At 73.6% G+C, this 11,309-nt stretch carries 10 protein-coding genes; 8 read left to right on the forward strand and 2 right to left on the reverse strand.

Annotated features, from left to right (window positions below; genetic code table 11):
- Positions 1 to 54: 54 nt before the first annotated feature.
- Both CXY01_RS13660 and CXY01_RS13665 read right to left on the reverse strand, forming a co-directional pair.
- Positions 55 to 1,629 carry a helix-turn-helix domain-containing protein gene (locus CXY01_RS13660; RefSeq protein WP_146927968.1) on the reverse strand — a complete coding sequence of 525 codons (1,575 nt, stop codon included), beginning with the start codon at positions 1,627 to 1,629 and terminating at the stop codon, positions 55 to 57.
- A 112-nt stretch (positions 1,630 to 1,741) separates the two neighbouring features.
- Entirely contained in the window at positions 1,742 to 2,461 is a 720-nt protein-coding gene (locus CXY01_RS13665; protein WP_146927969.1) for an exonuclease domain-containing protein, read from the reverse strand.
- Positions 2,462 to 2,597: 136 nt separating this feature from the next.
- Between CXY01_RS13665 and CXY01_RS13670 the strand changes: the two genes are divergently transcribed.
- From CXY01_RS13670 to CXY01_RS13705, 8 genes are all read left to right on the forward strand, one after another.
- Positions 2,598 to 3,722 carry a GuaB3 family IMP dehydrogenase-related protein gene (locus CXY01_RS13670; protein WP_146927970.1) on the forward strand — a complete coding sequence of 375 codons (1,125 nt, stop codon included), beginning with the start codon at positions 2,598 to 2,600 and terminating at the stop codon, positions 3,720 to 3,722.
- A gap of 212 nt (positions 3,723 to 3,934) precedes the next feature.
- Positions 3,935 to 4,696, forward strand: a complete 762-nt coding sequence (locus tag CXY01_RS13675; RefSeq protein WP_146927971.1) for a DeoR/GlpR family DNA-binding transcription regulator — start codon at positions 3,935 to 3,937, stop codon at positions 4,694 to 4,696.
- Positions 4,693 to 5,640, forward strand: a complete 948-nt coding sequence (gene pfkB / locus CXY01_RS13680; RefSeq protein WP_146927972.1) for a 1-phosphofructokinase — start codon at positions 4,693 to 4,695, stop codon at positions 5,638 to 5,640. The genes CXY01_RS13675 and pfkB overlap by 4 nt, the downstream gene beginning before the upstream one ends.
- Before the next feature lies 1 nt (position 5,641).
- Complete coding sequence (locus CXY01_RS13685; protein ID WP_146927973.1) at positions 5,642 to 6,097, forward strand: PTS sugar transporter subunit IIA; 456 nt, start codon at positions 5,642 to 5,644, stop codon at positions 6,095 to 6,097.
- On the forward strand, positions 6,094 to 7,602 hold the full coding sequence (locus CXY01_RS13690; RefSeq protein WP_146927974.1) for a PTS fructose transporter subunit IIC: 1,509 nt from the start codon (positions 6,094 to 6,096) through the stop codon (positions 7,600 to 7,602). The genes CXY01_RS13685 and CXY01_RS13690 overlap by 4 nt, the downstream gene beginning before the upstream one ends.
- 35 nt (positions 7,603 to 7,637) lie before the next feature.
- A complete protein-coding gene (locus CXY01_RS13695) occupies positions 7,638 to 7,916 on the forward strand; it encodes an HPr family phosphocarrier protein (protein ID WP_056023565.1) in 279 nt (92 codons plus the stop codon).
- Positions 7,913 to 9,622: a phosphoenolpyruvate--protein phosphotransferase gene (ptsP, locus tag CXY01_RS13700; RefSeq protein WP_146927975.1), complete on the forward strand. Its 1,710-nt coding sequence runs from the start codon at positions 7,913 to 7,915 to the stop codon at positions 9,620 to 9,622. The genes CXY01_RS13695 and ptsP overlap by 4 nt, the downstream gene beginning before the upstream one ends.
- Before the next feature lie 40 nt (positions 9,623 to 9,662).
- Positions 9,663 to 11,294 (forward strand): succinic semialdehyde dehydrogenase, encoded by a 1,632-nt coding sequence (locus CXY01_RS13705; RefSeq protein WP_146927976.1) that lies wholly within the window; start codon positions 9,663 to 9,665, stop codon positions 11,292 to 11,294.
- The last annotated feature ends 15 nt before the right edge of the window (positions 11,295 to 11,309 follow it).

Below are 11,309 nucleotides of genomic sequence, written 5' to 3' on the forward strand. Positions count from 1 at the left end.
CGGTCGGACGATGACCGAGCTGACCGCGCACCTGGCCGACGCCGGCGACGGGCGCTAGTCCCGGAACGTCTCGATCTGCGCGCCGAGCTCCACGAGGCGGTCCTGCAGCTGCTCGTAGCCGCGGGCGATGATGTCGACGTCGCGCAGCACGGACGTGCCCTTGGCGGCGAGCATGGCGAGCAGGATGACGACGGCGGGACGCAGCGCGGGCGGGCAGGAGACCTCGGCGCCGGACCAGTGCGTGGGCCCGCTGACCTGCAGGCGGTGGGCGTCGAGAAGCCGGACGTCGGCGCCCAGCCGGGTGAGGTCGGTGAGGTGGATGGCCCGGCCCTCGTAGACCCAGTCGTGGACGAGGGTCGAGCCCTCGGCGCACGCGGCGATCGCGACGAAGAACGGCAGGTTGTCGATGTTCAGCCCCGGGAACGGCATCGGGTGGATCTTGTCGATCGGTGCCCGCAGGTCGCTGGGGTGCACGGTGACGTCGACCAGCCGGGTGCGCCCGTTGGCGGCGGCGTACTCGTCGGAGAGGGTGTAGCGCAGGCCCATCTCGGCGAGCGTCGCCAGCTCGATCTCCATGAACTCGATGGGCACCCGGCCGACCGTGATCTCGGAGCCGGTCACGATGCCGGCGGTGAGCAGGCTCATGGCCTCGACCGGGTCCTCGGACACCGCGTACTCGACGTCCGCGTCGATGGCCGCCCTCCCGTGCACGCGCAGGGTCGTCGTCCCGATGCCGTCGATGCGCACCCCGAGCAGCTCGAGGTAGAAGCACAGGTCCTGGACCATGTAGTTGGGGCTCGCGTTGCGGATGGTGGTGACGCCGTCGCGGCCGGCGGCGGCCATGATGACGTTCTCCGTCACGGTGTCGCCACGCTCTGTGAGGACGATCGCGAGGTCCTGCCCACCGCCGCGGGTGACCAGCCCGTGGTAGTCGCCGGCCGTCGCGGTGACGTCCAGCCCGAACGGTCGCAGGCCGATGAGGTGCGGCTCGACGGTGCGCGTGCCGAGGTCGCACCCGCCCGCGTACGGCAGCCGGAACTCGTCCTGGAGCCCGAGGAGCGGACCCAGGAACATGATGATCGACCGGGTGCGGCGGGCCGCGTCGACGTCGATCGCGTCGAGGTCGAGGTGCTGCGGGACGACGATCTCGAGGTCGCGACCGTCCGTCGACCAGGTGGCGCGGACGCCGACGGACCGGAGCACCTCGACGATCCGGTCGACCTCGACGATGCGCGCCACGTTCTTGAGCCGCGTGGTGCCGCGGTTGAGCAGCGACGCGCACAGCAGCGCGACGGCGCCGTTCTTGCTGGTGTTGACGTCAATCCGGCCGCTCAGCGTCTGGCCGCCCTGCACGCGCAGGTGGGTGCGCTGCGGGCCGCCGAGCGTGACGATGGGGGAGTCGAGGGCGGCGCCGATGCGGGTCAGCATCTCGAGGCTGACGTTCTGCGCGCCCTGCTCGATGCGGTGGATGGCCGACTGGCTCGTGGCGAGGCGCTCGGCGAGCTGGGCCTGGGTCAGGCCCCGGTGCTGGCGGGCCGACCGGACGAGGGAGCCGACGTGCGCGAGCGGGTCCTGGATGACCGGGAACGAGCCCGAGGCCGTGGGGACCGGGGTGGTGATCGTCGTCATGCGGACGACGTTAACTCATGGATGAGATATCGGCACCCCCCGACATGCCAGGAGGCCGCTAAGAGGTAACCCTCGACCCCAAGTCGAACTCAGCGACGATATGACGCACGTCTCACCAGAGCGTGCCGACGGGCTCCCGCGTGGGCCAGACGTCGGACGCTCCGGGGCCGTCGAAGCCCTGCTCGGCGCGCCAGGCGTTGAAGCTCTCCGCCCACGCCTGGTGCGCGGTCGACTGGTACTCGTGCAGCGTGTCCAGGTCGAGCGTGGCGAGGTGCGGGAAGCGGCCGACGATCCGGTCGAGCACGTCGAGCGTGGCGACGACGTCGACGTCGGCGGTGTGCAGGGTGCCGGACTCGACCACCTGGTAGTAGCCGCAGAGGTCGACGAGCTTGCGCTTGCCGCGTCGCTCCTGGTCCTCGGCACGGTCGAGCACCAGGGGGTCGATCACCGGGCGGGCGTCGCTGCACAGGCGGTCCGGCAGGGTCTTGAGGCGGTGCCGGCGGAGCTCGGCGTCGAGCAGGCAGAGGTCGAACGAGGCGTTGTACGCGACCACCGGCACCCCGCCGCGCAGGGCCTCCGCGAGGTCGGCCGCGATCTCCTCGAGAGCCTCGCGCGGCGGGCGCCCGTGCTCGCGCGCGTGCTCGGAGCTGACCCCGTGGATGGCCGCGGCCTCCTCCGGGATGGGCACGCCCGGGTCGATCAGCCAGCTGCGGACGTGCGTCCCGGAGGCGTCCCGGCGGACGAGCGCGGCGGTGACGATGCGGTCGTTGTCGACGTCGACACCCGTGGTCTCGGTGTCGAAGCCGAGCAGGGGTCCGTCCGTCCAGCTCATCGCGTCGTGCTCCTTCGGTGGTGCGTGCTGCAGCCAGAGTCGCACCGAGGTCCGACATCGCCGGGGATTGAGGGCCGCGTGCCGCAGTATCGGGCGGGGTTCGGGTCGGTGGTCCGCGCCCCGGTAGCCTTGCCCGGTGAGCAACGAGATCGAGATCGGCCGCGGCAAGCGCGGACGCCGCGCCTACTCCTTCGACGACGTCGCGGTGGTGCCGTCGCGCCGGACCCGCGACCCCGAGGAGGTCTCGGTCGGCTGGCAGATCGACGCCTACCACTTCGAGCTGCCGATCATCGCGGCGCCGATGGACTCCGTGATGAGCCCCGCCACGGCGGTCGCTCTCGGCCGGGCCGGCGGGCTGGGCGTCCTCGACCTCGAAGGCCTGTGGACCCGCTACGAGGACCCCGAGCCGCTGCTCGCGGAGATCGCGACGTTCGACAGCGCCCGGGCCACCTCCCGGATGCAGGAGATCTACGCGGCCCCGATCCAGCCCGAGCTGATCACCGCCCGGCTCAAGGAGATCCGTGCCGCGGGCGTCACGGTGGCCGGTGCCCTGTCGCCGCAGCGGACCAACGAGTTCTGGCGGACGGTCGTCGACGCGGGCGTGGACCTCTTCGTCATCCGGGGCACCACGGTGTCGGCCGAGCACGTCTCGGGTCGCGCCGAGCCGCTCAACCTCAAGCGGTTCATCTACGAGCTCGACGTCCCCGTCATCGTCGGCGGCGCCTCGACGTACACGGCGGCCCTCCACCTCATGCGCACCGGCGCGGCGGGCGTGCTCGTCGGCTTCGGCGGGGGCGCGGCGCACACCACGCGGCTCTCGCTGGGCATCCACGCGCCGATGGCGACCGCTGTCGCCGACGTCGCGGCCGCTCGTCGCGACTACCTCGACGAGTCCGGCGGCCGGTACGTCCACGTCATCGCCGACGGCGGCGTCGGTCGGTCCGGGGACCTGGTCAAGGCGGTCGCGTGCGGCGTCGACGCCGTGATGCTCGGTGCGGCGCTCGCCCGGGCCACGGAGGCGCCGGGTCGCGGCTGGCACTGGGGACCTGAGGCGCACCACCCCCAGCTCCCGCGCGGTGAGCGGGTCGAGGTGGGCACGGCGGGCTCGCTCGAGCAGATCCTGTTCGGCCCTGGCCACACCGCGGACGGCACCCTCAACCTCGTCGGCGCCCTCAAGCGGGCGATGGCCACGACCGGCTACTCGGACCTCAAGGAGTTCCAGCGGGTCGAGGTCGTCGTGAGCCCGTACCAGCCGCACTGACCTTCTGACTCGACGCCCGGCTGTGCCCGAAACGGGCACGGGCGGGCGTCTTTTCTGTGTCCGCGGGATGCCCGCGGGCAGACTGCAGGCCCGTTCGGACATCTGTTTACCGCCGAATATGTCCGTATCGCTTGACATGCGGTGTGACGGGGCGCACTCTGGACGAAGTGGACGTCGGAGCCAGGGCCGGCGCGCAGGACGACGGAGTCGATGTGTACGCACCCGAGCGGCACCAGCAGATCCTCGCCACGGCACGCGCCGACGGCCGGGTCGACGTGAACCGGCTGGCCGAGGACCTCGACGTCACCCCCGAGACCATCCGCCGTGACCTCACCGTCCTCGAGCGGCACGGGCTCGTCCGCCGGGTGCACGGCGGTGCCATCCCCGTCGAGCGCCTCGGCTTCGAGCCGGGTGTCGCCGACCGCGAGACGCGGTTCGCGGGGGAGAAGGAGCGGGTGGCCAAGGCGGCGCTCGACGAGCTGCCCGACGGTGGCGCCGTGATCCTCGACGCCGGCACCACGACCGTCCGGCTGGCCGAGCTGCTGCCGTCGGACCGCGAGCTCACGGTGGTCACCCACGCCCTGCCCGTCGCGATGGTGCTGGCGATGCGGCCGAACCTGACGCTGCACCTCGTCGGCGGCACGGTGCGCGGCCGGACGCTCGCCGCGGTCGGGTCGTGGGCGGAGCGGGAGCTGGCGGACATCCACGCCGACGTCGCGTTCCTCGGCACCAACGGCCTGAGCGTCGAGCACGGGCTGACCACCCCCGACCTCGCGGAGGCGGCCGTCAAGCGGGCGCTCGTGGCCAACGCCCGGCGCACCGTGGTGCTCGCCGACCACTCCAAGATCGGCCGCGTGGAGTTCGCGCACGTGGTGCCGCTGGCCCAGGTGGACACGATCATCACGGACAGCGGGGTGGAGCCGGAGCTCGTCGAGGAGCTCGAGGCCGCCGGCCCCCGGGTGGTGACCGCGTGATCGTCACCCTGACCCCGAACCCCAGCCTGGACCGGGCGCTGGAGCTGGACCGCCTGCGCGTCGGCGAGGTCAACCGGGCGCACGGCGGCCACCTGCACCCCGGCGGCAAGGGCATCAACGTCTCCCGCGTCCTGGTCCGCCACGGCGTCCCCACGCTCGCGGTGCTGCCGACGGGCGGCGCCGACGGTGCCCGCCTCGTCGAGATGCTCGCCGAGATCGACGTCCCGACGCTGGCCGTCCCGCTCGTCGACCACACCCGGAGCAACCTGACCGTCGTCGAGGGCTCCGGCGTGACCACGAAGATCAACGCTCCCGGCCCGAAGCTCACGCCCGACGAGGTGGGTGCGCTGCTCGCCGCGCTCGAGACGCAGCTGGCGACGCGCCCCGCAGCGCTGGTCTGCGCGGGCAGCCTCCCGCTGGGCGCACCCGAGACGTTCTTCGTGCAGGTGGCCGGTCTCGCGGCTCGCTACAGCGTGCCGTTCGTCCTCGACACCTCCGGGGTGCCCCTCACCCGCGCCGTCCGGCAGGGCGGGCTGACCCTGGTCAAGCCCAACGACGAGGAGCTCGCCGAGCTGGTCGGGCGTGAGCTCACGACCGTCGGCGACGTCATCGACGCCGCGCGCGAGGTCATCGCGGCCTGCACCCGGGCCGTCCTCGTCAGCCTCGGCGCCCACGGGGCGCTGCTCGTCCTCGCCGAGGGCGCGTGGTGGGCGGGCGGTCCGCCGCTCGTCCCGCAGTCCACGGTCGGCGCGGGGGACTCGACCCTCGCCGGCTTCCTCACCGCGGACGGGTCGCCCGGCGACCGTCTGCGCACCGCGGTCGCGTTCGGTCGTGCGGCAGTCCTCCTGCCCGGCACGGCCGTCCCCGACCCCACCGACATCGACCTGGACGCCGTCCGGGTCGTGGAGAGCCCTGATCCCCGACTCGCCCTCAAGGAGCTGTGACGTGAGCACCCCGCTGATCACCCCGGACCTGGTCGCCGTCGACCTGGTCGCCACCGACCGCGACGACGCGACCCGCCAGCTGATCGACCTCCTGGCCGCCGCAGGCCGCGTGACCGACGCCGACGGCTTCCACGCCGACGTGCGTGCCCGCGAGGCCCAGATGGCCACCGGCATGCCCGGCGGGATCGGCCTGCCGCACGCCCGGTCCAGCCACGTCACCGTGCCCAGCCTGGCGGTCGGCAAGGTCGCGGCCGGCGTCGACTTCGGGGCGCCCGACGGCCCGGCGACGCTGGTCTTCCTCATCGCCGCCCCCGACGCGGGCGACGGCGACCACCTCAAGATCCTCGCGGCGCTCGCCCGCCGCCTCGTGCACGAGTCGTTCCGCACGTCCCTCAAGGAGGCCGGGGACGCCGAGACGGTCGCCGAGATCGTCACCCGAGAGGTCGTGCCCTCATGAAGCTCGTCGCCGTCTCCTCCTGCCCCACGGGCATCGCGCACACGTACATGGCCGCCGAGGCGCTCGAGCAGGCCGGCAAGGCCGCCGGGCACGAGGTCCACGTGGAGACGCAGGGCGCGGCCGGCTCGACGCCGCTCGACCCCGCGATCATCGCGGCCGCCGACGGCGTCATCTACGCCGCGGACCTCGAGGTCAAGGACAAGGACCGCTTCGCCGGCAAGCCGTTCGTCGACGTCGGCGTGAAGAAGGCCGTGCACGACGCACCCGGCGTCATCGCGGCGGCTGTCGCGGCCGTCGAGGCAGGCGTGCCCGCCGGCGGTCCCGCGGCACCCTCGGCCGTTCCCGTGACCAAGGTCGACCGGAACGCCGGTGCCGGCACCCGGATCCGGCAGTGGCTGATGACGGGGGTCTCGTACATGATCCCGTTCGTCGCCGCGGGCGGGATCCTCATCGCGCTGGGGTTCATGGTCGCCCAGTTCGCGGGCGGCTCCGACGGCGTCATCGAGGTCACCGACATCCCCGTGTCGCACCTGCTGAACGACTTCAACGCGACGAACGGCATGGACTGGGCCGCGCTCCTCTTCCAGACCGGCGCGGTCGCCTTCGGGTTCCTCGTCCCGGTGCTCTCCGGCTTCATCGCCTACGCGATCGCCGACCGGCCCGGCCTGGTGCCCGGCTTCGTCGGCGGCGCGATCTCGGTGGCCGTCGGCGCCGGCTTCCTCGGTGGCCTGGTGACCGGCTTCATGGCCGGGTTCCTCGCGCTGTGGATCAGCCGCTGGAAGGTGCCCAAGGGCGTCCGCGGCGTGATGCCGGTGGTCGTCATCCCGCTGCTGTCGACGTTCGTCGTCGGCCTCGTGATGTTCCTCATCATCGGCCAGCCGATCGCGAGCCTCATGACGGGACTGAGCGACTGGCTGAACGGCCTGTCCGGGGCCAACCTGCTGCTGCTCGGTGCCCTCCTCGGCGCGATGATGGGCTTCGACCTCGGCGGTCCGATCAACAAGGTCGCCTACACCTTCGCGGTGACCGGCCTGGCGACCGAGGGCCTGGCCACGGACGCCGTCCAGTACCAGATCATGGCCGCGGTGATGGCGGCCGGCATGGTGGCCCCGCTGGCCATGGCGCTGGCGACGACCGTGCGCAAGAAGCTGTTCACGCACGCCGAGCAGGAGAACGGCAAGGCCGCGTGGCTGCTAGGGCTCTCCTTCATCTCCGAGGGCGCCATCCCGTTCGCGGCGGCAGACCCGTGGCGCGTCATCGTGTCCTCGCTCGTCGGCTCGAGCGTCACCGGGGCGATCGTCATGGCGGCCGGCTCCGGCGTGCGCGCCCCGCACGGCGGCATCTGGGTCCTCCCGCTCATCTCGAACCCTCTCGGGTTCGTCATGGCCGTCGCGATCGGGGTCGTCGTCACCACCGGGCTCGTCGTCGTCCTCAAGAGCGCCAAGCCCAACGAGATCGTCCAGGCCGAGCAGGCCGCCGATGCCGAGGCGCTCGTCGCCGCCTGACCTGCCCTCGACCGAACCTCTGATCGGAGATCGCCATGCCTCAGCGCACCGTTGCCGTCGCCTCCCGCGTCGGTCTGCACGCCCGCCCCGCCATGCTCTTCACGCAGGCCGTCGCCGAGACGGGTCTGCCGGTCACCATCGCCCGCCCGGGCGGTGAGCCGGTCGACGCCGGCAGCATCCTGTTCGTCATGTCGCTCGGCGTGCCCAGCGGCGAGGAGGTCACGCTGACCGCGGAGGGCGAGGGGGCCGACGCGGCGCTCGACGGCCTGGTCGACCTGCTGGCGACCGACCTGGACGCGGAGGAGGCGTCATGAGCACGACGAGCACCGCGCGCGTGCTGCAGGGAGTCGGTGTCGGCCGGCGGGCGGTCGTCGGGCCCGTCGCGCAGGTCCGGCCGGCGCCCCACGTCGCGGCGGACGCACCGCTGCTCGTCGACGGGCTTCCTGCCGACGCGCCGACCGCGCACGCCGTGGTCGAGCAGGCGTTCGCCGACGTCGCCGCGCGGCTGCGGGAGCAGTCGGGCCGGTCCACGGGCACGGTGAAGGACGTCCTGGCGGCCACCGCGCAGATGGCCGACGACCGCGCGCTCCGGACGCAGGTGCTCGCCCGCATCGACGCGGGAGAGCCGGTCGTCAGCGCGATCGACGGCATCGTCGAGATGTTCGCGACGATGTTCGAGCAGGCGGGTGGCTACCTCGCCGAGCGGGTCACCGACCTGCGCTCGGTCCGCGACCGCGTCGTCGCCGCGGCGATGGGCCTGCCCGCACCGGGCGTCCCCGCGCTGGACCGGCCGTCGGTCGTCGTCGCCAAGGACCTCGCCCCCGCCGACACCGCCGCGCTCGACCTGGCGAACGTCCTCGCGATCGTCACGGAGCTCGGCGGCCCGACGGGCCACACCGCGATCATCGCCGGCCAGCTGGGGCTGCCCTGCATCGTGCGGGTGGCGGGCGCCACGGCGCTCCCCGACGGCGCCGACGTCGCCGTCGACGCGGCCGACGGGACCGTCACCGTGGATCCCGACGAGACGCAGCGCGCGGAGCTGGAGCGGCGCGCGACCGTCGAGCGGACCCTCGAGTCGGACACGGCGCCCGGTGCGACCGCCGACGGCCGCGCGGTGGCGCTGCTGGCCAACATCGGCACGGCCGAGGACGCCGCCCGCGTCGCCGGCGGCGGGGTCGAGGGCGTCGGCCTGTTCCGGACCGAGGTGCTGTTCCTGGAGAGCACGACGGCGCCCACCCAGGAGGACCAGGCGGCGGTCTACGCGCGCGTCCTGCGGTCGTTCGGGGACCGCAAGGTCGTCGTGCGCACGCTCGACGCCGGCGCGGACAAGCCGCTCGCCTTCGCGACGCAGCCCGACGAGGAGAACCCGGCGCTCGGCGTGCGCGGCTACCGGCTGGTGCGGACGCACCCCGAGCTCCTGGAGACGCAGCTCGAGGCGCTCGCGCACGCGCAGTCCGCGACGGGGACGACCCCCTGGGTGATGGCGCCGATGATCGCGACGGCCGCGGAGGCCCGGGCGTTCGCCGCCCGGGCGCGTGCGGCGGGCGTCGCGACGGTCGGCGTGATGATCGAGGTCCCGGCAGCCGCCCTGCGCGCGCAGGAGATCCTCGCCGAGGTCGACTTCGTCTCCCTGGGGACCAACGACCTCGCGCAGTACACGATGGCGACCGACCGCCTGCGCGGTGAGCTGGCCGACCTCCTCGACCCGTGGCAGCCGGCCGTCCTCGACCTCGTCGACGCGACCGCCCGCGCGGGGCTGCAGGCGCGCAAGCCGGTCGGCGTCTGCGGGGAGTCCGCGTCCGACCCGGTGCTCGCGCTGGTGCTCGTCGGCCTCGGCGTGACCAGCCTGTCGATGTCCGCAGGTGCCGTCCCGGCCGTCCGGTACGCGCTGCGGCACCACACCACGGCGGAGTGCGCGACCATGGCGGCCGCCGCGCTCGCGGCACCGTCGGCGGCCGACGGCCGGGCCGCGGTCGTCGGGCTGCTGCACGCGGACGTGCGCGAGACGCTGGGCGTGTAGGCGCGCGGGATCCGGCGATCGCGCGCGTACCCTCGCGGTTATGGCGCACGACCCGGGACACATCGAGCTCCACGACCCCGAGACCGACCCGCTCGCGACGTACGTCCTCGAGCCGGACGACGTCCGCCCGCTGCTGAGACGCGTGGTCTCCTCGCCCGGGGCGGGGACGACCACGTCGCACGCGCCGTTCACCGGGAGCCCGATCGCGGCGATCCCGCTGTCCACGCCTGACGACGTGGCCCGTGCCGCGAAGAACGCGCGCGCAGCGCAACGACTCTGGGCGGCCCGCCCGCTGCGCGACCGCACCGCGGTCCTGTCCCGCGTCCACGACCTCGTGCTCGAGCGCCAGAGCGACGTGCTGGACCTCATCCAGCTGGAGTCCGGCAAGGCGCGGGTCTCGGCGTTCGAGGAGGTCTGCGACATCGCGCTGGTCGCCCGGCACTACGCGTCGCGCGCCGGCCGGTACCTCGCACCGCGTCGGGTGCCGGGCCTGCTCCCGGGCCTGACCAGCGTCCGCGTCCTGCGGCACCCGGTCGGCGTCGTCGGGATCGTCGCCCCCTGGAACTTCCCGCTGACGCTCACGCTGGGCGACGTGCTGCCGGCCCTCGTCGCCGGCAACGCCGTCCTCCTGCGGCCCGACCCGCAGACCTCGCTCACGTCCCTGTGGGCCGCGGAGCTGCTCGAGGAAGCCGGGCTGCCCGACGGGCTGCTGCAGGTCGTCGTCGGCGACGGACCGACCGTCGGGGCCGCCGTCGTCCAGCACGTCGACCACGTGAGCTTCACGGGCTCCACGCGCACCGGCCGGGTCGTCGCGGCGCAGGCGGGGGAGCGGCTGGTGCCCGCGACGCTCGAGCTGGGCGGGAAGAACCCGATGTACGTCGCCGAGGACGTGGACGTCGAGGTCGCCGCCGAGGGGGCCGTCCGCGCCTGCTTCGTCGGCGCCGGGCAGGTCTGCGTGAGCATCGAGCGGATCTACGTGCACGAGGACGTGGCCGACGAGTTCACCGCCGCGTTCGTCCGGCGCACGCGCGAGGTGCGTCTCGGATCCGGCCTCGACTACCGGTCGGACATGGGCTCGCTGACGTCCGCCGCGCAGCTGGCCACGGTCGTCGAGCACGTCGAGGACGCCATCGGGCACGGCGCGACCGTCCTCGCGGGAGGTGTCCACCGCACCGACCTCGGCCCGTGGTTCTACGAGCCGACCATCCTGACCGACGTGCCCGCCGAGGCACGGCTGGGACGGGAGGAGACCTTCGGGCCGGTCGTGAGCCTCTACCGGGTGGCCTCCGACGACGAGGCCGTGGCGGCGATGAACGACAGCGACCTCGGGCTCAACGCGAGCATCTGGACCGCGGACACCCGCCGTGGCGCCGCGATCGCCGCCCGGGTCCGGGCCGGCACCGTGAACGTCAACGAGGGGTACGCCGCGACCTGGGGCTCCGTCGCGGCGCCGCAGGGTGGTGTCGGTGCCTCGGGGATCGGCAGCCGGCACGGCCGTGAGGGCCTGTGGGAGACGACGCGGGTGCAGACGGTCGCGGTCCAGCGGGGCGCGCACGGCGTCCTCGGCGGCCCCGGCGTGGGCCTGCACCGCCTGTTCGACCTGGGCACCGACACCTGGCCCCGCGTCTACACGGAGGTCCTGCGCACCATGAAGAGGCTCCGCCTCCCGTAGCGAACCCGACGTGGG

Source organism: Cellulomonas xylanilytica, from assembly GCF_007989805.1.
GTDB lineage: Bacteria > Actinomycetota > Actinomycetes > Actinomycetales > Cellulomonadaceae > Cellulomonas > Cellulomonas xylanilytica.